The organism is Brevibacterium sp. 'Marine' (assembly GCF_012844365.1).
GTDB lineage: Bacteria > Actinomycetota > Actinomycetes > Actinomycetales > Brevibacteriaceae > Brevibacterium.
In genome coordinates, this window is the sequence record NZ_CP051626.1 from 876,084 (window position 1) to 899,497 (window position 23,414).

A 23,414-nucleotide genomic window follows, 5' to 3' on the forward strand; every position below is an offset into this window, starting at 1 on the left:
CGGGAATTTTGACAGCCGAACCTGGGTTGTACCTGGTAGCGAACATCGTTATGTTGAAAGTGACTCCGACGAGGTTCCGCCGAAGTCGGGAAATCGAGATCAGGCCAACGGCACTCAGTCGTTCGATCAGCTGCACCGGCGGGAAGCACTTCTCACCGGTGGCCGTGATCGCAAGCTGAGCGACGATGCCTGAAATCTCACGGTTGAAGGAGATGTGATGACGCAACATACAGATCATGAGTACGCCGGACACGACAACACCAAGCCCTCGACGACCGAATCCGGTGCGCCGAGGGAATCAGATGCTCATTCGCTGAGCGTCGGAGCAGACGGGCCCCTGCTGCTCCACGACGTTGCGCTGGTCGAGAAGCTTGCTCGCTTCGACCGTGAGCGTGTGCCCGAGCGCAGCCCCCACGCCAAGGGATCCGGCGCTTTCGGTGAGCTCGAAATCACCGCGGATGTCTCCAAGTACACGAAGGCCGACTTCCTGCAGCCGGGCAAGAAGACCCCGATGCTCGCCCGCTTCTCCACCGTCGCCGGTGAGCTCGGCTCGCCGGACTCCTGGCGTGACGTGCGCGGATTCGCGCTGAAGTTCTACACCGAAGAGGGCAACTTCGACATGGTGGGCAACAATACGCCCATCTTCTTCGTCCGCGATCCCATGAAGTTCCCGGACTTCATCCACTCGCAGAAGCGCACCCCCGATTCGGGTCTGCGCAGCAACAACATGCAGTGGGACTTCTGGTCGCTCTCGCCCGAATCGGCCCACCAGGTCTCCTACCTCATGGGACCCCGCGGCCTGCCGAAGAGCTGGCGGAACATGAACGGCTACTCCTCGCACACCTACATGTGGGTCAATGCCGAGGGGGAGAAGTTCTGGGTCCAGTACCACTTCCACACCGACCAGGGTGTGGAGAACATGAGCAACGAGGAAGCCGGTCGGATGGCCGGTGAGGACGCGGATATGCACCGCCGCGATCTGTTCGAGGCCATCGAGCGTGGGGACTACCCGTCCTGGACCTTCTACGTCCAGATCATGCCCTACGAAGAGGCGAAGACCTACCGCTTCAACCCCTTCGACCTGACGAAGACCTGGTCGAAGAAGGACTACCCGCTCATCGAGGTCGGCCGCTTCACCCTCAACGAGAACCCCTCGAACCACTTCGCACAGATCGAGCAGGCTGCCTTCAGCCCCTCGAACACCGTGCCGGGAACCGGGCTCTCGCCGGACAAGATGCTGCTGGGCCGCGTGTTCTCGTACCCGGATGCGCATCGCAACCGCATCGGCACGAACTTCAACCAGCTGCCGGTCAACGCTCCTGTCACGAAGACGAATTCGTACGACAAGGAGGGGCAGATGCAGTACCACCACTCGGGTAATGCACCGGTCTACGCCCCGAACTCGTACGGACGGTCCTACCAGGACGAGCAAGGACCGGTCGACAACGGCTGGGAGGCCGATGGCGAACTGGTGCGCAGCGCCTACAGCCTGCACGCCGAGGACGACGACTTCGGCCAGGCACACGCCCTGGTCCGCGAGGTCTACTCCGAAGAAGAGCGTCAGGGTCTCATCGAGACCGTCGCCGGCGCACTCTCGGACGGAGTCGAGGAGCCGGTGCTGTCGAATGCGATCCAGTACTGGAAGAACATCGACGCCGAGGCCGGCGCGGCCATCGAGTCCAAGGTCAAGGGCTGAAGCAGCGTGAGGCCCTGAGCTCCTGACCGCTCGAGAGCTCGCACGAGACGGCGGCCCGGAACCTCTCCACCGCGGGAGCGTCCGGGCCGCCTTCTCTTTTCCAATTGCTACCCGACAGCGGCCCAGCAACCTCGCGCCAGGTTGCTGAGCCGCCGTCAGGTAGTTCGTAGAGTCAGCTGAGGTGGGCGGCGCGTTGGGCGATGCGACCGCCGGCGAGGACCATCTCGACCTGACGGGGCGACAGGCCATGGCGGAATTCGAACGGTCGACCGGCCGCCTCGGCGGTGATTGTCGTCCCCTCACCGAGTTCATCGCGCAGACCACGGAACTCAAGCACATCGCCCTGGGACAGTGAGTCGTAGTCGGACTCGTCCGTGAACTCGAGGGCGAGGACGCCGAAGTTCGCGAGGTTCTGCCAATGGATCCGCGCCAATGATTTTGCCACCACTACCCGCAGACCGAGATAGCGGGGAGCGATGACCGCATGCTCACGTGAGGACCCCTGACCGTAGTTCTCCCCACCGACGATCGCGTGCCCGCCGTCGTGCTCGGCGGCACGGGTGGCATAGGTGTCATCGACCTGGATGTAGACGAACTCTGAGATCTTCGGGATGTTCGACCGGTACGGCAAGACACGGGAGCCGGCGGGCATGATCTCGTCAGTGGAGACGTTGTCGCCGACCTTGAGCAGGATCTCCAGATCGATGTCATCGGGCAGCGGATCGAAGTCCGGCAGGGTCGAGATGTTCGCTCCCTTGACGAGTTCGACCGATCGGGCTTCCTCTGGTTCCAGCGGGGAAACGAGCATCTTGCGGTTCGCGGAGTACTTCTCGGGCAGCCGCACCTCGGGATAGTCCATGTCGAGGTCGCGGGGGTCGGTGATCTTCCCAGTCAGTGCGGCAGCAGCCGCGGTCTCCGGCGAGCACAGCCACACGGAGTCCTCATCCGTGCCCGACCGGCCCGGGAAGTTCCGGGGCATGGTGCGCAGACTGTTGCGCCCGACCGCCGGGGCCTGCCCCATGCCGATGCAGCCCATGCAACCGGACTGGTGGATCCTGGCCCCTGACCCCACCAGCGAGGTCAGCCATCCGCCGGCGATGAGATCGGCGAGGACTTCGCGTGAGGTGGGGTTGATGTCGAGGGAGATCTGCGCGTGGATCTGACGGTCGGCCAGGGTCTCGGCGACAACGGCGAAATCTCGCAGGCCCGGATTCGCCGAGGAGCCGACGACGACCTGGAAGACGTCGTCGCCGGCGACCTCGCGCACCGGAGTGACATTGCCCGGCGACGACGGTGCGGCGATGAGCGGTTCGAGCTGCGAGAGATCGATGCTGTCAAAGAGATCGTATTCGGCACCTGCGTCGGCCTCGATGCGGGTGAAGTCTTCGCTTCGGTCAACGGCTTCCAGGTAGTCGCGGACGGCATCGTCGGCGGGGAAGACCGTGGCGGTGGCACCGAGTTCGGCCCCCATATTCGCAATCACGTGACGGTCCATGGCCGTGAGGTTTCTCAACCCGTCCCCGTGGTATTCGATGATCTTCCCGACTCCGCCTTTGACGCCGTGACGACGCAGCATCTCGAGAATGACGTCCTTGGCCGAGACCCAGTCGGGCAGGGTGCCCGTGAGCTCGACGCCCATGATCTGCGGGGCGCTGATGAAGAGGGGCTCACCGGCCATGGCCATGGCGATCTCGAGGCCGCCGACGCCGATGGCGAGCATGCCCAAAGCGCCCGCGGCACAGGTGTGGGAGTCCGAGCCGATGAGAGTCGCACCGGGTTTGCCGAACCGGGACTGGTGAACGGGGTGGGAGACGCCGTTGCCGGCGGGGGAGAACCACAGCCCGAATCGCGCCGCCGCAGAGCGGAGGAATTCGTGGTCCTCCGGGTTCTTCTCATCGGTCTGCAGCAGGTTGTGATCGACGTACTGCACGGACAGATCCGTGCGGATCCGGTCGAGGCCGAGGGCCTCGAGCTCGAGCATGACCAGGGTGCCCGTCGCATCCTGGGTGAGAGTCTGGTCGATCCGGATCCCGAGTTCGTTTCCGGGAGCGAGTTCCCCGGACTCCAGATGTGATCGGATGAGCTTCTGAGCAACGTTCTCAGCCATTGTCCGCCTCCTTCGGCAGTCAGGGATCCACCGAAACCATACGGCTGCCGGTGATTAATCCACGCTAGTCGTGCACTCGAGGGTTCTCAAGGTCGGTCACCTCCCGAGACCGGGAATGTGCGTCTGCGAACTACCCGACGACGTCCCAGCAACCTCGCGCCAGGTTGCTGAGCCGCCGTCAGGTAGCAATTGGGGGTGTTGGGATTGGGAGGTGAGGGGGATACTGGGACTATGCCGGAGCTGCCCGAGGTCGACGCGCTGGTCGACTTCCTGCGTCCGCGGCTGATCGGCGATTTCGTCACGCGCGCCGACATCGCCGAACTCAGCCTGCTCAAGACCGTCGACCCGAGCATCGATGCGCTCGCGGGACTCGAAATCACCGAAGTGGCCCGCCGCGGGAAGGCCCTCATCATTGGCTTCGACGGTCTCGACCTCGTCTGCCGTTTCGCCCGCATGGGCTGGCTGACCTGGCACGACACCGCACCGAGTGGTCCGATCCGGATGGGCAGAGGGCCGTTGGGAATGCGCGTGAGACTGGCCTCGGGTGCCGCCGTCGACCTCATCGAACCCGGATCGAAGAAGAACGCCGCCGTCGCCCTCGTCCGCGACCTCTCCGAGGTGCCCGCCCTCGCATCGCTCGGCCCCGGCGCTCTGAGCCTCACCGTCGACGAACTCGCCGCGGTGCTGTCCGAGTCGACCTCCCGCATCAAAACGGTCCTCGAAGATCAGAGAATCATCTCAGGCCTCGGCAACGCCTATACCGATGAGATCCTCCACGCCGCCCGACTCTCCCCATTCGCGACCGCGAAGACCGTCGACCCGCAGGCGCTGCACACCGCCATTCATGAGGTGCTCGATGCCGCGCGCACCGCCCTCATCGGTCTGCCGCCGGCCGGGATCAAAACCGCGAAGAAACGCGGATTCTCCGTTCACGGCCGCACCGGCGAGACGTGCCCCGTCTGCGGGGAGACCATCGCCGAGGTGTCCTTTGCCGACAAATCCCTCCAATACTGCCCCCGCTGTCAGACAGGAGGCAAGAAGCTCTCCGACCGTCGCATGGACCGTCTCCTCAGGTGAGCCTTGACCGTCGGCCCGGACGGCACCACCGGCCCCCGCCGTGCCCGCGGCACCATCACACCGGGCGGAGGCGGAATTGGCGGTCGGCGATGCCATGGGCGCGCAGGGCCACCTCGGCGATGGCGGTGAGGAACTCATTCCGGGAAGACCGCTCATCGGCGGGAGTGTGGATGCGCTGCACGAGCGCCTCGGTGATTCCACCGACGAGGACGATGCTCGTGAGGTCGCCGGCAGCGGCCGGCGCGGTGAGGCCGTAGGCGTGATCGAGCTCATCGAAGGCCCCCCGCACCGAGGCGGCCAGCAGCCGCATCGTCTCGTGGCGACGCTCCTCGAGCGAGTCGCAGATGCCGACGGCTTCGATCTCGAGGACGCGGGCCTTGCGCTCGTCATCGAGCATCGGCGACAGCGCCGCCCCGACGATCAGCCCGGCGGCCTCGGCGAGTGTGGCGCTTGAGGGGATCCGCGCCTCGTCGAGGGCCGTGGAGATCTCCTCGTTGAGTTCGATGTAGAGATCTTCGAGAAGGCTCTCCTGAGTCGGGAAGAGCTCGTAGAAGGACCGGCTGGAGACCCCCGATTCCTGGCACACGGCCTGCACCGAGGTCCGGCGGAACCCGATCGTTCCATAGAGTTCGAGAGCCGCGTCGAGCAGACGCGTACGACGCGCCGAATCCCGTTCCGACCGCAGAGTGCCGTGCCAGCGACGTGGGGCAGAAGGCTGGGCCGGAGAAGAATCCATCCTCCCATTATAGTGAAAATTCATATTTTCACTGGCATACTCTGTGACATGGCTTACATGATTCGACAAGGTCGTCGCGCACCGGCCCCCACCGCCCCGATCGCCCCGGACCCCTCACTGCCGAAGGTCTGCATCATCGGAGCAGGGTCGTCCGGCATCGCCGCCGCGAAGACCCTCTACACCTCGGCGATCCCGTTCGACTGCTTCGAAAAAGGCAGCGAAATCGGAGGCACATGGCTCTTCGGCAACCCCAACGGTCAAAGCGCCTGCTACGAGACCCTGCAGATCAACACCTCGTGCCCGCGCATGGCCTTCTCCGACTTCCCGATGCCCGAGCACTACCCGCACTACGCCAGCCACAACCAGGTCTTCGCCTATTTCCGCGACTACGTCGACCACTTCGGGTTCGGTCACACGATCACCTTCAACACCGAAGTCACCGATGTTCGCCGAGGCGGCCATGGCGATTGGGAGGTCGACATCAGATCCGGAATCGGTCCGGACGCCGTGTCGGAGACTCGGCACTACGACGCCGTCATGGTCGCCAACGGCCATCATTGGGATGCCCGCTGGCCCGATCCTGCCTACCCGGGGGAGTTCGCCGGTGAACAGATCCACGCCCACGACTACCGCAGCGGCGACCAGCTCGACGGACGCGATGTGGTCGTCGTCGGTGCCGGCAACTCGGCGATGGACATCGCCGTCGAAGGCTCGCACCGGGCGAACACCGTCACCCTGTCGATCCGACGCGGCCAATGGGTGATGAAGAAGACGATCATGGGCATGGCCGCCGACCAGATCGTCCTGCCCGGCTGGGCTCCGTGGTGGATGACCTCGGCCCGGCTGCGCCTTGGCGCGATCCTCTCCGGCGGGTTGAAGAAGTACGGACTGCCGGTGCCAGGCCATGCGCCTGGCCAGTCCCACCCTGTGCAATCCGATGCCATCCGGGATCGGCTCAAGGCCGGTGCCGTGACGGTGCGTCCCGGGATCGAACGCCTCGATGGCGACCGCGTCGTCTTCACCGACGGAACCTCAGCCCCGGCCGACCTCATCGTCTGGGCCACCGGCTATCGGGTGTCCTTCCCATTCCTGTCCTCCGATGTCGTCGACGTCGAGAACAACGATCTGCCGCTGTGGAAGCGGATGGTCCACCCCGATCGGCCCGGTCTGTTCTTCATCGGCCTGCTCCAACCGGTGGGCGCGGTCATGCCGCTGTCCGAGGCCCAGGCGAAGCTGGTCGCGAAGATCCTCACCGGAGACTGCGAGCTGCCGAGCCGTCGGGACATGGTCCGAGAGATGGCCCGCGACGACCGCCGGAACAAGAAGCAGTTCTACGACTCTCCCCGGCACACGATGGAGGTCGACTTCGACCACTACCTGTGGGAGATCGACCGGGAGATGAAGAAGGGAGGAACCGCCGCATGAAACGCTCCGGCTCAACGCGCGGAAAGGTCGTCGCCGTCACCGGCGGGGCACGCGGAATCGGCAAGGCGATCGCCGCGCGTTTCACCACCGCCGGCGCCCGGGTGGCCATCGGCGACCGCGATCGTGAAGCGGCTGCGGACACCGCCGCGGAACTGGGAGTGGCTGCCTTCGGCCTCGACGTCACCGACCCCGACTCCTTCGCCGATTTCCTCGAAGCCGTCCGCCGCGATCTCGGACCCGTCGATGTGCTCGTCAACAATGCCGGAATCATGTGGGTCGGCTCTTTCGACGAGGAACCGGATACGGTCGCTCGCGCGCAGCTCGAGGTCAACCTCCTCGGCGTCATCAACGGGATCAAGGCTGCCGCGCCTGCCATGCGCGAGGCCGGGCACGGGCACCTCATCACGGTCGCCTCGGCGGCATCGATTCTGCCGACCCCGGGGGAGGCGACGTATGCGGCGACCAAGCACGGGGTGCTCGGCTACCTCAAGGCCGTGCGCACAGAGATGCGCGGAACCGGGGTGCACTTCACCGCCGTCATGCCCGCCGTCGTCGACACCGTCCTGGCCGCGGGGACCGGCGCCGGTGCGGGCCCGCTGCTGCGTCCCGACGATGTCGCGGCCGCCGTCGTCGACGCGGTGACCCGGCCCCGTTTCGAGATCACCGTGCCCGGTTTCATCGGTCCGGTGACCCGACTGGTCGGACTCCTGCCGCAGCCGATCCGGGACCGTGTCTTCGGTGCCATGGTGCCCGACCAAGTCGCTCAGGCGCGGGCCGAGGCCCGCGCCGGCTACGAAACGTCGGCGTTCACGACCTCCCGCACGGGGCGCGGATACGGGCGGGCCGCCTCGGCGGAATAGTCCTCCGCACTCATCCGTTACGTCGGTGCGCGGTCCAAACGCGGCCGAGCATTCGACGAATGGAGGAAAGTTTGACGTCTCGGAAGCAGATTCCCGGCACTGACCTGTCCGTCTTCCCGATCAATCTCGGCACGAACACCTTCGGGTGGACGGCCGACGAGGCGCAGTCCCATGCCGTCCTCGACGCCTTCGTGGCCGGCGGCGGCAATTTCCTCGACACCGCCGAGTCCTACCCTGCATGGGTGCCCGGCAACACCGGTCGCGAATCGGAGACCATCATCGGCACCTGGCTGGCCTCGCGGGGCAACCGCGATGACGTCGTCATCGCCACGAAGGTCGGCGACCATCCCGACCACAAGACGCAGGACCCCGAATACATCCGCACCGCCATCGACGCCTCACTGGAGCGTTTGCAGACCGATCACGTCGACCTCTACTACGCCCACCGTGACGATGAGGTGACCCCCATCGCCGAGGTGGCCCGCGTCTTCGATGAGATCGTCCGTTCCGGTAAGGCCTCGCATATCGCCGTGTCGAACTATTCGCCGGCGCGTCTGGCCGGGTGGTTCGCCGCATGCGAGGACGAAGGGCTGGTCAAGCCGGTGGCCATCCAGCCGCAGTACAGCCTCGTCTATCGGAGGGAATTCGAGACCGATCTGCGCCCGGTCGCCGAGCGGCGAGATCTAGCGGTGTTCTCCTACTTCAGCCTCGCTGCGGGTTTCCTCACCGGCAAGTACCGGACCGAGGCCGACCTCGACGGGGCCGACCGGGGTGGAATGGTGCAGGGGTACTTCGGCTCCGAGGGGCTCAAGGTCGTCGATGATCTCGTCGCGATCGCTGATTCGCACAATGTCGCTCCGGCGACGGTGGCGCTGTCCTGGCTGCTGGCCAAGGGCGTGACGGCACCGATCGCCTCGGCACGTACGCCGGAGCAGCTCGAGGCGGTCATGGCCGCACCGGGACTCGAGCTCAGCGCCGACGAGGTCGATCGTCTCGACCGGGCGTCGACTCCGTTCGCGGAGGAAGAACCCTCCTGACTTCCCTCCCAATCGCTACTGTGAGTATTGATAGTGGCTGGTCTGGGACTGGCTGGCAGAGTAGGAACTGACCGTCCCATCGATCATCATGACTCTAATTGCTACTGACTCCAACGATGTCCTCGTCGGGATCTGTCTGATGATTGGTGGGCGGTCGGCACCGGCTCGGCCCACATCGATAACTTGATCAGAAGGTTGTCCGTTCCTGACCGAACGTGACTCATCACAGTGGTGTTTCGACGTGACTATCTCCCGGACCGGAGCCGACCGTTCGACGGTCGGACCTCATCCGTTCCGACACAGGAGAAGCACGAACCGTCATGACTATCATCTCGCATTTATACGCGTTTGTCGTTGGCGTCGACACCCACGCGAAGAACCACGTCTACAGTGTCCTCACCAAGTCTGGTGAGCACATCGATACTGCCACGTTCCCGACGACAAAAGCCGGCATCAAACGAGCCCTGACGTGGGCCGGGCGTCGTACCGGCGGGGACCTTGAGACCCTGTGGGTGATCGAGGGTATCGGCACGTACGGGGCGATCCTGGCCGATCATGTCGCCGAGGCCGGGTACACGGTCGCCGAGGCTGCCAGCATGAATGCTCGCGACCGGCATGCCACGGGCAAGGACGACCGGATCGATGCCCGACGGATCGCTGGCGCGGTCCTGTCGCTGGATGAGTCGCGGCTGCGGTTTCCCCGGCAGGCTGATGGGCCGCGTCAGGGACTGCGGATCCTGGTCAAGGCGCGGGAGTCCATGACTCGGGAGAAGACCCGGACGATCAATGCGCTCACTGCGCTGTTGCGTGGTCATGACCTCGGTGTCGATGCGCGTCGGAAATTGTCTGTCGTCACGATTCAGACGGTGGCGAAGTGGCGGATCAGGGACGAGTCTGTGGCACTGACCGAGGCTCGTCGGGAAGCCATCCGGTTAGCCAAACGTGTCGTCGAGCTCGATGCCGAAATCAAGGACTACGCCGCCCGGATCGAGGCCTTGGTCAAGGACAGTCCGGGGGCGGCGTTGCTGGCTGAGCCGGGGATCGGTCCGATCACTGCGGCTGTGTTCTACCTGGCGTGGTCGCATCATGGGCGGGTGCGTTCCGAGGCTGCGTTCGCGAAGTTGGCGGGGGTCTGTCCGATACCGGCGTCGTCGGGGAATGTGGTGAGGTTCCGGCTGAATCGCAGTGGTGATCGTCGGTTGAATTCTGCGTTGTACATGGTGGCAGTCACGCGGCTTTCTCACCATAAGAAGTCCCAGGCGTACATGGCTAGACGGCTGAGTGAGGGGAAGACGAAGAAGGAGACGATCCGGTGTATGAAGCGTAGTTTGGCCCGTTCGGTGTATCGGATTCTCGAGGCCACGAACCCGATCGGTCAAGCCGCTTGACCGACATAGAAGGATCCTGACGGGGGCCCAGCAACCTGGCGCGAGGTTGCTGAGCCCCCGTCAGGTAGCAGGAAGCCTGGCTCAGGCGACGATTTCGTCCTTGGGTTCGACCGCGTGGGCGATGGCAGCGCCGATGACCGTGCCGATGGCGATGGTAAAGAACGTGGTCGCAGCCGCCAGCATGCTGCCGGCGACCCCGGACCCGTCGCCGAATTCGATCTGCGAGGCGTTGAGGAGCCCGAACGACCCTGGCGCGACGACGAGGAACGCAGGCACGAAGCTGATCCGCCAGATCGGCCCTTTCGGCAGGCGAGAGAGCACGACGGCCACCAGCGATGCGGTCAAAGCGCCGGCCAGCCCGCCGATGGCCGCGCCGAATTCGGCGCCGATACCCAGCTGAGCCAGCGCGGCCGCGGCGATGGTGAGGACGATCGGCACCGTGTGCTCGAGTGGGGTATGCAGATAGATGATGAGGCCCAGCGTCGCGGCCGCCACGCCGAGAGCCGACAGCCACCAGGTCGAGGCGGTCAGCTGGGAGTTCGCAAGGGCTTCGACCCCGGTTCCGGTGGCCACAGCGGCACCGGCGACGCCGGCGATGAACATCGCCAACTGGACGGTGGCAGAGACGAGCCGCGAACTGCCGGCGGACAATGCCCCGGCGGAGATCTCGGTCAGTCCAGTGACCACGGCACTGCCGGGCAGCAGCAGGGCCAGGGTGGCGACGATCGTGCGCAGGGGACTGTCCAGCCAGTCGAGGCGGTAGCCGATGAGGATGAGCACCGCGACGATGAACGCCGAGGTGACCGGCAGCAGCGGTCCGAGGCTGGGGTGGCGGGCGTTGACGGCGAGCACTGCCGCGACGATGAGCGAACCGAGGGCGGCGAAGGCGAGGTTGACCAGTCCGGGTTCGAGCAGCAGACACAGTCCGACGCCGATGGGCACCGCGCCGAGGCAGGTCACCCATCCGGGCCAGCGAGCAGGAGTCCCATAGACCTCGGCCTCGATCATGCGGCTGGCGGCCTCGACGCCGAGCCGACGCGAGCGCACGGCATCGACGATGTCGAGCAGCTTCGCAGTTTGGTCGAACCGCAGGTCCGGGCCGATGCGTTCGAACCGGGTGGGACTGCCGGGGCCGATGGTGAGGAACAGGCCCTTGGGGAGAGCGGCGACGTTGATGGACCTCAATCCGACCGCGGGCGCCAGTCCGGTCAGTGCGTCTTCGACATCGACCGACGAGATCCCACCGGCGAGCAGGCCCGTCCCGATCGTCACCAGCAGCTCCTGTGCGGGGACGGTCATATCGCTTGCCTCGTGCACTCCCAGTCCCTCTCGTCTGCAGATCGGCCGACGAAGTAGAAGATACCAGCCTCTTACTACCTGACGGGGGCCCAGCAACCTCGCGCCAGGTTGCTGAGCCCCCGTCAGGTAGCAATAAGGGGAATCAGTGAGAGGCTGGGGCGGTGATTCCGTCGGCGGGGGAGCCGACGAGAGCGGTCGCGGCGCGTTCGGCGATCATGATCGTCGGAGCGTTCGTATTCCCGGTCGGCACCAACGGCATAATCGACGCATCGGCCAGCCGCAGCCCGCTCACGCCCCGGACCTCGAACGTGGCCGGGTCGACGACCGCCTCGGCGTCCGTGCCCATCCGGCAGGTTCCGGCTTGGTGATGATAGGTCACGACCGACCCGCGGACGTAGTCCTCGAGATCCTCGTCGGCCACCTCGGGGCCGGGGTGGATCTCGGTGGGCTGCCACGATGACAGGGCCTCGGCTCGCCCGATCTCACGGCATTGCCTCACCGAGGCGACGAGAGCGTCGACATCGGCCTGTGCCGAGAGCACCTGCGGATCGACGACGAGCGGATCCTGCGGGTTCGGGCCACTGAGCCTGACCTCGCCGCGGCTCTCGGGACGCACAAGGCCGCCTTGCAGAGTGAAGGCTCCGCCGGGACCCGGTCCGGTCTGCTCGGCAGGGGCAGCATCCTGGGCATACATCGGCACGGAGAAGAACAGCGGCTGAGTGTCGGGGACCGGCAGCTCCGGTCGGGACTTCGCAAAGAAATGTACCTCAGCCGGAGCGACCTCTCCCATCGGCACCTCCCGATCGCCGGTGGCGAAGACGACCGGTGAGAGCCAATGATCCTGGAGGTTCTTGCCCACGCCCGGCAGATCGGCGACCGAGTCGATGCCGACCTCGGCAAGGTCTGCGGCGGGACCGATGCCCGAGCGCAGGAGAAGCTCGGGCGAGGCCAGGGCACCGGCCGAGAGGATGACCTCGCCGGCGGCCAGAGTGCCGACCCGTCCCCGGAAATCAATCTCGAGACCGGTGACCGCGGTCCCGTCGAGGAGAAGCCGACGGGCGTGAGCGGAGGTGAGAATCGTCAGATTCTCATCGCCGAGGCGGGGCTTGAGGTAGGCGCGCCAGGTGTTCAGCCGTCTGCCGTCGCGGACATTGAGTTGGATCTTTCCGATGCCTTCGACGGTGCCTGAGTTGTAGTCGTCGTTGACGGGCACGCCGGTCTGTGTGGCGGCCGTGAACATGTCCTCCTGCAGGGGGTTGCGTGCGTAGTCGACGCGCACATCCATCGGCCCGCTGGTGCCGCGGTTCTCGGTGATCTCGCCGTCATAGTTCTCGATCGCGGCGAAGACAGGGGCGACCTCGTCCCAGGACCAGCCGGGGCATCCGGATTCGACCCACTGGTCGTAGTCCCAGGCGTCACCGCGGACCCAGATGACGGCGTTGAGGGCATTCGACCCGCCGAGCACCTTCCCGCGCGGCAGATGGATCTTCCGGTCCATCGCAGCCGGCTGCGGAGTGGTGTAGTAGTCCCAGTCCTGAGCCGAATGCCAGATGAGACCGAGGTTGTTGAGATGGTCGATGTTCGGGTTCGTCTCGTCCCCGCCGGCCTCGATGAGACAGACCTTCTTCCCGGCATCGAGGAGCCGGCGGGTGATCACGCACCCGGCCGATCCTGCTCCGACGACGATGTAGTCGAAGTGGTCATCGGGGAGTTCGGTGGGGAAAGTCGTCGGATGACTGGTGATGTTCGCGGCCACGGTGCCTGCCTCCTGCTCGGTTGTCATGGCCTCAGGCTAGTGACGCCGGTCACCGCCGAGGAATGCCTGCGGTCGAGGTGTGCACGATTCGGCAAGCCGTCGGCGACGGTTGTGCGCGCATCGTCAATTCCGGCCCAATCGCACCCGAACTACCTGACGGCGGCCCAGCAACCTCGCGCCAGGTTGCTGGGCCGCCGTCGGGTAGCAATTGGGGAGGTCAGGAGTCGCAGCAGGGGGAGCCGGACTCGGGCGCGGGCACGTCGAGGACGGGGGAGCGGTCGAAGAACCCTTCCGGTCGCAGCTTGAAGCCGACGGTGTCGACGGGCATGATCGGCCAGTCCTCGACCCTCGGGAAGTGGGTGAGGCCGAAGCTGTGCCAGACGACGATGTCCTCCCCGTCGACACTGCGATCGGCCGCCGTCCAGGCCGGCAGCCCCGCATGGCCGGGGTGCTGATTCGGGAAGTCCCCGGTCGGATACCGTTCGTCCTCGTGATACTGCGAGACCCACAGCGACTTCGACGCGAACGTCGCACGCCGATGGATCGACGAATCCTCGGCCGCGAGCAGCGTCGGCAGACCCGTCGGGTGCAGTTTGTACCCGACCGGTTCGCCGAGGCGGTTCGTCGACTCCGGGTTCGTCACCACCCAGGTCCGCGCCTTCGACTGATCCGCATCCCGCTGCGCAGCCAACTCGGTCGCCAGGACGGTCCGAGACCGGCTGAAGGCATTGCCGCGCGGATTGTCGTCCGAGACCGGCAGACGAACGACGTCCTCCTCCTCGACCCGGCACGTGCCGCCGTCGAGGGCGAAGTCGAGGCGGGCGCCGAAGAGGTGCTGGTGGAACGGGGCGCCGAGACCGGGCGCGATCTCGGAGGCGAAATCCGTCGACCCGTTCGGCAGCGCCGAGGTGAAGACGACACCGGTGGCCTTGGCCTCGAATTCGATCGTGCCGTCGAGGTAGAGGTACCAATAGAACCCGTAGTCGTAGTTGCCGACCGTGGTGAAGAACGAGACGACGAAGCGGCGATTGCGGCGGGTGTAGGCGACACCCGACCACAGGTCCGAATGCTTGGCCAGAATCGACGCGTCCTCCTCGTGCATGCAGATGCCGTTCTTGATCTGCCGAGGTTCGCCGAGGTTGTTCGCCACCCACGGAGACAGATAGGTGATATCGCCGAGGCAGTCACACCCGAGCTCGAGCGAGTTCGCCCATTGCCCGACGAGGTATTCGCCGGTGTCGAAATAGTTCTGCCACGACCGCACCGGCGAGGGGTCACCATAGGGAACGACCATCTCGGCGATCGCCGCCCGATCGAGGATCGTGCGACGGCGCTCACCGTCGTCGAAGGCGATGTTGTGCAGGACGAGGCCTTCGCGCATATCAAAGCCGACATCGAACGACCACTTCTCCCACTCGATGTGGTTGCCCTCGGTGACCGTGAAGCTCGGCCCCTCCGGCTGCGTGATCGAGATCGGCTTCTGCGAAGTCCGCACGGGCCCGGTCAGCTCGGGATCCGTGTAGTTGCCGTGTTCGGTGGGCACCGGTGCGTTCTCGAGGTCGAGGACCTGGTCGACGGTTCGGTTCGTGACGTCGACATAGGCGACGAGCCCGTCGATCGGATGAGCCCACGCCGAGTCCGACTCATGCTGCTGGTGGAACGCCAGCCCGCGCAGGATCCGCCGTCCCTTCTCCTCCGGGTATTCGAAGACGCCGGCCGACAACGGTGCCACCCGCACCTCTGCGACGGGCAGTCCGCGCTTCTCGAGGCTCGCCAGCCACGTCGGATCGGCGGCGAGCACTTCTTCGACGACCTCGAACTCCTCTTCCATGACGGGGAACTCGCCCTCTTCGGTGGAGTCCACCTCGGCGACGGATTCGACCGTCTCACGGGTCGCCGAAACGACGATATCGTGGGCGGTGCCGGCGGACTTGTCGAGGATGAAGGCACGGAAGCGGTGATCCACCTCGGCGGTGGTCCGATCCGTGCCCCGCACGGGATCGAGCAGGCCGATGTAGGCCATGCGTGCGGAGTCGGGGAAGTGCCCGGCCGAGCGCAGCACCGCGGTGACGGTCGAGATCTCGGCCTCGGTCGGCAGGGTGAAGGGGGTGGCTGTGGTCGCCTCGGCGACGGGAGTGGAGGAATGGCAGGACATGGTGCACCTTTGCAATCTGGGCCTGTGGGCTGAGTCACGCTAAAATCTACACTCGTAGGAAATAAAGTCAAGACTCGATCTGCACCGCTGTGGAGGAGCCATGCCCAAGATCGTCGACCACGACCAGCGTCGACTGGACCTCGTGCAGGCGACGCTGCGCCTGATCGTCCGCCAAGGTCTGAATGGGGCGACGATGCGCGATATCGCGACTGAGGCGGGCTTCGCCAATGGAGTCATCAAGTCGTATTTCGGGTCGAAGGCAGACCTGCTGGCGGCCACCTATCTCTACGTCTTCGAGGCCACGAATGCCAGGGTGGCGACCTCGACGGCGGGTCTGCGTGGGCTCGATGCGCTGCGTGCCTTCGCCTATGAGGTGCTCCCGGTGACGCCGGAGCTGCATGATGAGGCCCGCGTCGTCCTGTCCTATCTCGCCGAGGTGGCCCAGAATCCCGATCATGCCCGCGCGACCGCTGAGACCATGGAGCTGTGGCGGGCGTGGATCGTGGCCTGGCTCGGTGAGGCCGACGCCGATGGTCGGCTGCGGGGCGAGGTCGACATCGAATCGGAGGCCGAGGTGCTCCTGACGTATTTCCTCGGTGCGCAGACCACTGCGATCATCGGCGGGTACGGATTCGACTTCGCCGGTTTCCGGGCCCAGCTCGACTATCTCATCGCCCGACTCGGCCGGTCGAGCTGATCCGACGGGGTCGACGTACGCCGGGTGGAGGGAGCTTTGCTGGAGATATATGACCAAATGGTCGGTAAGCTGGCTTGAAGTCGTGACTGCCCCGCCGTTTGGGGATAGAGTGACCGGACAACGAGCCTTCGACGCAGCGGTCGGGGCCGAGCGAACTGAGGACGACGATGTTGCTTGAAGACACTGCGAACGACTTCGACGACTGGCGGAGCCTGGTCTCGGACTCGTTCGTCCCCCTCGATACCGAACCCCAGCGCCGAGGCGGATTCCAGGGTCGCATCAGCGCGCGCGATTACGACTCCGTGGTGATGTCGCAGATCAACGCCCACCCGCATGCCGTCCTGCGCACTCCCGAGCTGATCGCCCGAGCCCGATCGGAATCGCACGGCTGCCCGGCCGGGACGAACTACTTCAAGGTCTCACTGCAGCTCGACGGGCACGGTCTGCTCGTCCAGGACGGGCGAGAGATGGCCCTGGCCCCCGGCTCGCTGGCCATCTACGACACATCGCGTCCCTATACGCTCAGCTTCGATTCGGACTTCTCGTCCTACGTCATGATGTTTCCGCAGTCGCGGGTCAACCTTCCTGCCGGAACCGTCGGTCAGCTCACCGCCACCCCGATCGGTGCCGACCACCAGCTCGGCTCGGTCGTCGCCCAGGTCATCTCCCAGGCCGGGGCCATGCTGCCGACCCTCAGCCGGGCGACCGGTGTGCGGCTGGCCGGCAACGTCGTCGATCTGCTCACCACGGTGATGGCCGATGAGCTCTCGGCCACAGGCAGTGAGATCGACGAACGGCAGCGACTGTGTGCCGAGATCACCGACTACATCGATGCTCATCTCTCGGACCCGCAGCTCACCCCCTCGACCATCGCCGCCGCCCACTTCATCTCGGTGCGCACCCTGCATCAGATCTTCGAAGGCAGCGGTGAGACCGTGGCCGGGGAGATCCGGCGGCGGCGCGTCGAGAAGTGCCGACTCGACCTCGCCGACCCCGGGCAACGGCAGACTCCGGTGGCCGCCATCGGCGCCCGGTGGGGACTGAGCGACCCTGCCCACTTCTCCCGGCTGTTCCGCAGCGTCGTCGGCCAGCCGCCCGCCGGGTATCGCCGCAGCGCCCAGGCCGGCTGAGCCGGTCCCCGCCGCGGCTGAACCGAAAGGGCCGAGGCGCGGATGCGCGAATCGTCAAGAACTCTGCCTGCAAAGCCAAGACGCGACAGGCGGGCGGCACCCACACTGGCAGTAATCACTTTGACTGTTAGGTGGATCACATGAGCACACTCAGTTCGGACCCGGCCAATGGCGGCCTGGGTTCCCCGCTCGGCAATGCCGCCGAGCGGAATTCCACGGAGGTCGGGCACGCATCCGCGGCCGCGGCCTCACTCGATGCCCGCCGCATCGGAATCCCCGCGCTCGTCTTCATGATCATCGCCGCCTCGGCGCCGTTGACCGTCGTCGCCGGCGGCGTACCCAGCAACTTCGCCGTCACCGGTCTGGTCGGGATTCCGCTGTCCTTCGTCGTCCTCGGAATCGTCCTCATCCTCTTCGCGATCGGCTATGCCGCGATGAGCCGCCACGTCCACAACGCCGGCGCCTTCTTCGCCTACATCTCGAAAGGTCTGGGCAAGCCCGCCGGGATGGGGGCGGCGATGACCGCGCTCGTCGCCTATAACGCCATGCAGATCGGCATCGCCGGAATGTTCGGCTTCGTCTTCTCCTCGTTCCTCGACACCCTCTTCGGCGTCTCCTGGTCCTGGTGGGTCTGCGCCCTCATCGCCTGGGTCATCGTCGGCATCATGGGAGTCCTCCGCGTCGACTTCTCCGCGAAGGTGCTCGGCATCATCGTCGGCGCGGAGTTCCTCGTCGTCATCGTCTTCGACATCATCGGACTCGCCCACAGCCCCGAAGGCATCACCGGCGACGGGCTCGCGTTCGATCAGCTCTTCGCACCCGGGGTCGGCGCGGCCCTGGCATTCTCGATCGCGGCTTTTATGGGCTTCGAATCCGGGGCCATCTACAACGAGGAGGTCAAGGATCCCCGTCGCACGGCCGGTCGGGCCACCGTCATCGCCGTGAGCATCATCGCGGTGTTCTATGCGTTCTCCGCCTGGGCGATGGTCATCGGCGAAGGGGCCTCGCAGGTCATCGGCCGCTCCCAGGAATTCGGACCCGACCTCATGTTCGTCTTCCTCGGCGAACACGCCCCGGTGTGGTTCGTCGACCTCGGCAACCTGCTGTTCCTCACCTCGCTGCTGGCCGCACTCGTGGCCTTCCACAACATCGTCGCCCGCTACGTCTTCGCCCTCGGCCGGGACCGAGTCCTTCCGCAGTCGCTGGCCAGGACCTCACGACGCACCGGCGCGCCGGTGGCCGGCTCCCTCACCCAGTCGGCGCTGGCACTCGTCATCATCCTCGTCTTCGCCGTGGTCGGCTCCGGCAGCGATGACCCGCTGTTCCCTGTCGTCACCCTCTTCACCTGGCTGACGAACATGGGTGCCTTCGGGCTCGTCCTGCTCATGGCGCTGACCGCGCTCGCCGTCGTCGGCTTCCTGCGCACGAAGTCGGGGGAGTATTCGCTGTGGACCCGCGTCATCGCCCCCGGCCTGTCTGCGGTCGGATTGCTCGCCCTGTTCGTCGCCATCGTCATCAACTTCAATGTCCTCATCGGCGCAGAGGGCACCTCGGTGCTGTCCTGGCTGCTGCCGGCCATCGTTCTCGTCCCCGGGCTCATCGGCACGATCTGGGCCATCGTCCTCCGCTCGTCCGCGCCGCACCTCTATGCAGGAATCGGTTCGGGTGGTTCCCTGGGATGACGTAAGCGTTCCGACCGCCCGAAACAGCCGTACACACCGCCGGAAAATGACCACACCAACCGCCGCCGACCACCCGGTCGCCGATCAAAGGAGCACCATGACCGCCGAGGCAACCGCCACCGAAATGACCACCACCGCTGGAATTCTTGCCGCCATCGTCGACCCCGCCGGACGCGAGATCCATGATCCCGCCACCGGCGAGGTCGTCGGCCGCACTCACGAAGGCACACCGGCAGAGATCGACGCTGCCGTGGCCGCCGCACGCAAGGCCCAGTCGGCGTGGGCCGCGCGCACCTCCCAGGAGCGCAGCGACCTGCTGGGCAAAGCCGCCGATGCGATCGAAGCCTCCGCCGAGGCGCTGGCCGAACTGCTCTCCCGCGAGCAGGGCAAACCGCTCAATGGACCCAACGCGCGTTTCGAAGTCGGTGCGTGCGCGGCCTGGCTGCGTGCGAACGCTGCTTTCGAGCTCGAACCCGACGTTCTCGTCGATGACGGTGAGACCCACGCCGAACTCCACTACCGTCCCGTCGGCGTCGTCGGAGCCGTCGGGCCCTGGAACTGGCCGATGATGATCTCCGTCTGGCAGTTCGCGCCCTCACTGAAGATGGGCAACACCGTCGTCCTCAAGCCCTCGGAGTACACGCCGCTGTCCGTGCAGGCGCTCGTGGCCGTGGTCAACCAGGTGCTGCCGGCGGATGTGCTCGCAGTCGTTCCCGGAGACGGAGCGGTCGGTGCCGCTCTGACCAGCCACGCAGACGTCGACAAGATCATGTTCACCGGGTCGACGAAGACCGGACAGGCGATCATGCGCACCGCCGCCGACAACCTCGCCCGCATCACTCTCGAACTCGGCGGCAATGACGCAGGCATCGTCCTCGAGGATGCCGATCCCGCCCAGATCGCGGGAGACCTGTTCTGGGGCGCGTTCATCAACACCGGACAGACATGTGCGGCGATGAAGCGGCTCTACGTGCCCGAATCCCTGTACGACCAGGTGTGCCAGGCCCTCGTCGAGGTGGCCGGACAGTCTCCGATGGGCGTGGGCTTGGACGAGGAGAACGTCCTCGGTCCGTTGCAGAACAGGCAGCAGTACGACATCGTCGCTCGTCTCGTCGACGCGGCCAAGGACGGGGGAGCCCGCGTGCTCCTGGGAGGCGACCCCGTCGCCGACCAGCCCGGCTACTTCTACCCGACGACTCTGGTCGCTGACATCGACAACGACAATCCGCTGGTGGCCGAGGAGCAGTTCGGGCCGGTGCTGCCGATCATCAAGTACACCGACCTCGACCAGGCCATTGAGTGGGCCAACGAACTCGAAGTCGGTCTCGGGTCCTCGGTGTGGGGCACGGATCTCGACGTCTGCCGGCAGGTCGCGGCTCGCCTCGAGGCGGGGACCACGTGGATCAACAAGCACGGTGCCGTCGATCCCCGCGTGCCCTTCGGTGGGGTGAAGAAGTCCGGCTTCGGTCTCGAATTCGGTCTCGAGGGGCTCAAACACGTCAGCGTCCCCCAAGTCATCTCCTGGTAATTACTACCCGACGGCGGCCCAGCAACCTCGCGCGAGGTTGCTGGGCCGCCGTCGGGTAGCACTGAGAGCAAGGTCTCTCCAGAGGGGCCCTCAGCTGATCACTGCCCCGTGGAGGATGAACGGGTCAAAGACCGGGGCCGCCTCGGCGAGGTGGCAGGGGTCGATTCCGACGATTCTGCGGCCGGCATGTTCGAAAGTGGCATGGCGGTGATCGACGTCGAGTCTGATCTGCTGTTGGATCCAGGATTCGGCCGACCACCGGCTGCGGTTCCAATCGAACGCACTCGAATGGCCATGGATCTGATTGAACGGCATTTCGGTCCCGAGCCGCGGCCAGGAAGGATAAACTTCCGTCCCGGCGGCTGCCCATACCGGACCGGCGTTGTCGTCATCGACACCGAGGAGCATCGTCCCGGGATGCCAGAGCGCTCCATCGTCGGCGGCTTCCTTCAACGCCGCCACCGTCGCTTCGGCGCTGTCGGGGGCTCCGAGCCCATGGCGCCAGAAGCCAGCCGTCAGGCCGGCATGGGTGATCAGCCACTCCTCGCCTGAGTCGTCGATGACGGCCGCCGCCGGTCTGAGACGACCATCTGCCCACCAATCCCGCAGCTGCGTCTGGGCGGCCTCGTCGATGGTTTCATTCCACCCGAAGATTGGTCGGTCGACGTAGAGCTGCTCGTGATTGCCCACGATCTGAGTCCACACGCCTCGTTCCAGAAGGTCGGCGACGAGGCCGACGACCTCAGCGGATGCCGGGCCACGGTGGACCAGGTCGCCCACTTGGACGACATGGAGGTCCTGCGGCCACTCGATCGCGGATCCGAACCGCACACCGAGCTCTCCCAGGAGATGGGCGAGCGGCCCGAAATGGCCGCCGACGTCTCCGATTACGGCGATTCGGGTGTGGACATTCATGGTCTCAACCTGTCTGCGCGTCGACGGCGTCGCTGTGAGAGGAAGAGGCACCGCGCGTTGCGGCTAGCCGAACGGCAGTGCTGGTTGAAAGATCCATACCCGCAGTCTCTCTCGTTCCGCACCAACTTTGCGCTTCCAGGACTACCCGACGGCGGCCCAGCAACCTCGCGCGAGGTTGCTGGGCCCCCGTCAGGTAGTAATAAGGGCTATTCGGGCGGTAATACGTGAATGCCGTCGGGACCGTCGGCTGTGCGGCGGTTACCTTGGGCCAAATAGATGCTGACTGACCACGGTGATTCGGAATCGAATGCGCCGAGGTGCCAGTCTCCATAACGATGCCCAAGTCTCAGTGATGTTCCGGCCGCGCAGTGATCGAGATCGGCAGGGCCGCCTCGTCGATGGGTCGTTGTTCCGACAACGAGGCGACCGCCTGGCGCCAGCAGCTCGTCTGCGGCGGCGAATGCCCTTGAGAGCTCCGCCCGGGTCAGAAAAGCCGGCACGTTACCTGACATGAGAATGAGATCGAAGTTCTTCGGTAGCCGATGATCTGTCATCGTTCCAGGTGACAGGTCTGTCGCTGACAGCTGCCGGAACCAAGCAGCGTCGAATAGGTCAGTCGCTACCTGCAGGACCTCAGGCGTCGGGTCGATGCCGAATGTCCGGTGCCCGGCCGTGCGCAGTGCCGCGACTGCGCTGCCGATCCCGCAGCCGATATCAAGGATCGTCGCCCCGCGGGGCGCGAGCATATCGATGAACCGGGCGTCGACATCGAGGTCGACACCTGTTTGAGCCAACCGCCGCATTTTTGCGGCGTAGTCCGAAAGATCGGGCGAACGCACCATCTCCACAGTCTCTCACTCGTTTCCGCGCTGACTTCGCGCTCCTCGAACTACCTGACGGCGGCCCAGCAACCTCGCGCGAGGTTGCTGGGCCGCCGTCAGGTAGCAAGAGGGGAGGGGAAGAGGGTGCGGATGATGTCGAGCACCCTCGCCAGCGCCTCGGACGGATTGTTCCGGCGCCAGCCGAGGGCGAGAGTGAAGGAATCCCCGCCCTCGGCGAGGCGGACATAGCGCACCCCGTCGATGCGGATGTGATCCGAGGACTCGACGACGACGGCCATGCCGACCTGCGCGCCGACGAGCGCCAGCAGGCTGTAGGGATCCGGTGCCTCCTGGACGACTTGTGGCAGGAAACCGGCGTTATCGGCCAGCCGCATCATCACCTCTCTGACCTGAGATCCGTGCGATGGGGCATAGGAGATGAACGGCTGACCGGCGAGTTCGCCCATGCTCACCGACTGGCGCTCGGCCAGCTCATGCCCCGAGGGCATGGCGATCATGACGCTCTCCTGTCGGATGACGTGGACCTCGACACCGGCCGGCACCGGCGGGCTGATGATCGCGAGATCCGTCTCCCCGTCGCGCAGCGCGATCGCGGCCTCCCCGCAGTACATCTGCGGCTGCAGGTCGAGGCTGATGCCAGGGTGCCGTTCGCCGACCTCGCGGGCCAGTCTGGAGAGGATGGAGTAGCCGCTCGTGCCGCCGAATCCGATGCGCACCCGGCCCGCCAGACCCTGCTGTGCGGCCCGGGCGATGCGCCGGGCACCGTCCACCTGAGTCCCGATCGCAGCGGCGGGTTCGAGCAGCGCCTCACCCGCCGGCGTCAGTCGGACCCGCCGGGTCGTCCGCTCGAACAGATCGACGTCGAGGTCTCGTTCGAGCGCGCGGATCATCTGGCTGAGTGCGGGCTGCGCGATGTGCAGACGTTCCGCGGCCCGCCCGAAATGCAGCTCCTCGGCGACGGCGAGGAACGCCGTGACCTGCCTGAACTCCATGACCTACCCCTACCGCCCAGATTGATAACTATTTGCAAATAATCACCTCGATATTACCTCTTGGACTCTGAGTAATTCCGATGGCACTCTTG

At 65.7% G+C, this 23,414-nt stretch carries 18 protein-coding genes; 10 read left to right on the plus strand and 8 right to left on the minus strand.

Features of this window, described 5'->3' with window-relative positions; translation table 11 throughout:
• Positions 1-217 precede the first annotated feature (217 nt).
• Entirely contained in the window at positions 218-1,696 is a 1,479-nt protein-coding gene (locus tag HF684_RS03770) for a catalase (RefSeq protein WP_169251408.1), read from the plus strand.
• A 172-nt stretch (positions 1,697-1,868) separates the two neighbouring features.
• Here the strand turns inward: HF684_RS03770 and HF684_RS03775 are convergent, their stop codons facing one another.
• Positions 1,869-3,803 (minus strand): aconitate hydratase, encoded by a 1,935-nt coding sequence (locus HF684_RS03775; protein ID WP_169251409.1) that lies wholly within the window; start codon positions 3,801-3,803, stop codon positions 1,869-1,871.
• A 231-nt stretch (positions 3,804-4,034) separates the two neighbouring features.
• Here HF684_RS03775 and HF684_RS03780 point away from each other — a divergent pair, with 231 nt between their 5' ends.
• Entirely contained in the window at positions 4,035-4,880 is an 846-nt protein-coding gene (locus HF684_RS03780; RefSeq protein WP_169251410.1) for an Fpg/Nei family DNA glycosylase, read from the plus strand.
• A gap of 55 nt (positions 4,881-4,935) precedes the next feature.
• Here HF684_RS03780 and HF684_RS03785 read toward each other — a convergent pair whose 3' ends face one another.
• Positions 4,936-5,616, minus strand: coding sequence for a TetR/AcrR family transcriptional regulator (locus HF684_RS03785; RefSeq protein ID WP_169251411.1), 681 nt, complete (start codon positions 5,614-5,616; stop codon positions 4,936-4,938).
• Positions 5,617-5,664: 48 nt separating this feature from the next.
• Here HF684_RS03785 and HF684_RS03790 point away from each other — a divergent pair, with 48 nt between their 5' ends.
• From HF684_RS03790 to HF684_RS03805, 4 genes are all read left to right on the plus strand, one after another.
• Positions 5,665-7,041, plus strand: coding sequence for an NAD(P)-binding domain-containing protein (locus tag HF684_RS03790; RefSeq protein WP_169251412.1), 1,377 nt, complete (start codon positions 5,665-5,667; stop codon positions 7,039-7,041).
• Positions 7,038-7,901, plus strand: coding sequence for an SDR family oxidoreductase (locus tag HF684_RS03795; protein WP_169251413.1), 864 nt, complete (start codon positions 7,038-7,040; stop codon positions 7,899-7,901). Before HF684_RS03790 ends, HF684_RS03795 begins: the two co-directional genes overlap by 4 nt.
• A gap of 59 nt (positions 7,902-7,960) precedes the next feature.
• A complete protein-coding gene (locus HF684_RS03800) occupies positions 7,961-8,938 on the plus strand; it encodes an aldo/keto reductase (RefSeq protein WP_169251414.1) in 978 nt (325 codons plus the stop codon).
• Positions 8,939-9,258: 320 nt separating this feature from the next.
• Positions 9,259-10,326 carry an IS110 family transposase gene (locus HF684_RS03805; RefSeq protein WP_169251415.1) on the plus strand — a complete coding sequence of 356 codons (1,068 nt, stop codon included), beginning with the start codon at positions 9,259-9,261 and terminating at the stop codon, positions 10,324-10,326.
• Between the two features lie 81 nt (positions 10,327-10,407).
• On the opposite strand, the gene HF684_RS03810 is transcribed toward HF684_RS03805, so the two are convergent.
• The 3 genes from HF684_RS03810 to HF684_RS03820 all read right to left on the minus strand — a co-directional run bounded on the left by HF684_RS03810 (position 10,408) and on the right by HF684_RS03820 (position 15,536).
• On the minus strand, positions 10,408-11,625 hold the full coding sequence (locus HF684_RS03810) for a threonine/serine exporter family protein (RefSeq protein ID WP_169251416.1): 1,218 nt from the start codon (positions 11,623-11,625) through the stop codon (positions 10,408-10,410).
• Between the two features lie 142 nt (positions 11,626-11,767).
• Positions 11,768-13,408: a GMC family oxidoreductase N-terminal domain-containing protein gene (locus tag HF684_RS03815; RefSeq protein ID WP_169251417.1), complete on the minus strand. Its 1,641-nt coding sequence runs from the start codon at positions 13,406-13,408 to the stop codon at positions 11,768-11,770.
• A 190-nt stretch (positions 13,409-13,598) separates the two neighbouring features.
• Entirely contained in the window at positions 13,599-15,536 is a 1,938-nt protein-coding gene (locus tag HF684_RS03820; protein WP_169251418.1) for a primary-amine oxidase, read from the minus strand.
• 100 nt (positions 15,537-15,636) lie between these two features.
• On the opposite strand from HF684_RS03820, the gene HF684_RS03825 reads away from it, so the two are divergent.
• From HF684_RS03825 to HF684_RS03840, 4 genes are all read left to right on the plus strand, one after another.
• Positions 15,637-16,233, plus strand: a complete 597-nt coding sequence (locus tag HF684_RS03825) for a TetR/AcrR family transcriptional regulator (RefSeq protein WP_169251419.1) — start codon at positions 15,637-15,639, stop codon at positions 16,231-16,233.
• Positions 16,234-16,400: 167 nt separating this feature from the next.
• The gene (locus tag HF684_RS03830) at positions 16,401-17,363 is read left to right on the plus strand and encodes a helix-turn-helix domain-containing protein (RefSeq protein WP_169251420.1); all 963 of its coding nucleotides are present in this window, start codon (positions 16,401-16,403) and stop codon (positions 17,361-17,363) included.
• A 290-nt stretch (positions 17,364-17,653) separates the two neighbouring features.
• Complete coding sequence (locus HF684_RS03835; protein ID WP_248279195.1) at positions 17,654-19,045, plus strand: APC family permease; 1,392 nt, start codon at positions 17,654-17,656, stop codon at positions 19,043-19,045.
• A 124-nt stretch (positions 19,046-19,169) separates the two neighbouring features.
• Positions 19,170-20,573, plus strand: a complete 1,404-nt coding sequence (locus tag HF684_RS03840) for an aldehyde dehydrogenase family protein (protein WP_169253752.1) — start codon at positions 19,170-19,172, stop codon at positions 20,571-20,573.
• Between the two features lie 90 nt (positions 20,574-20,663).
• Here the strand turns inward: HF684_RS03840 and HF684_RS03845 are convergent, their stop codons facing one another.
• The 3 genes from HF684_RS03845 to HF684_RS03855 all read right to left on the minus strand — a co-directional run bounded on the left by HF684_RS03845 (position 20,664) and on the right by HF684_RS03855 (position 23,322).
• Positions 20,664-21,488, minus strand: coding sequence for a metallophosphoesterase (locus HF684_RS03845; RefSeq protein WP_169251422.1), 825 nt, complete (start codon positions 21,486-21,488; stop codon positions 20,664-20,666).
• A 206-nt stretch (positions 21,489-21,694) separates the two neighbouring features.
• Positions 21,695-22,330 (minus strand): class I SAM-dependent methyltransferase, encoded by a 636-nt coding sequence (locus tag HF684_RS03850; protein WP_169251423.1) that lies wholly within the window; start codon positions 22,328-22,330, stop codon positions 21,695-21,697.
• A gap of 95 nt (positions 22,331-22,425) precedes the next feature.
• Positions 22,426-23,322 (minus strand): LysR family transcriptional regulator, encoded by an 897-nt coding sequence (locus tag HF684_RS03855; RefSeq protein WP_169251424.1) that lies wholly within the window; start codon positions 23,320-23,322, stop codon positions 22,426-22,428.
• Positions 23,323-23,414: the final 92 nt, after the last annotated feature.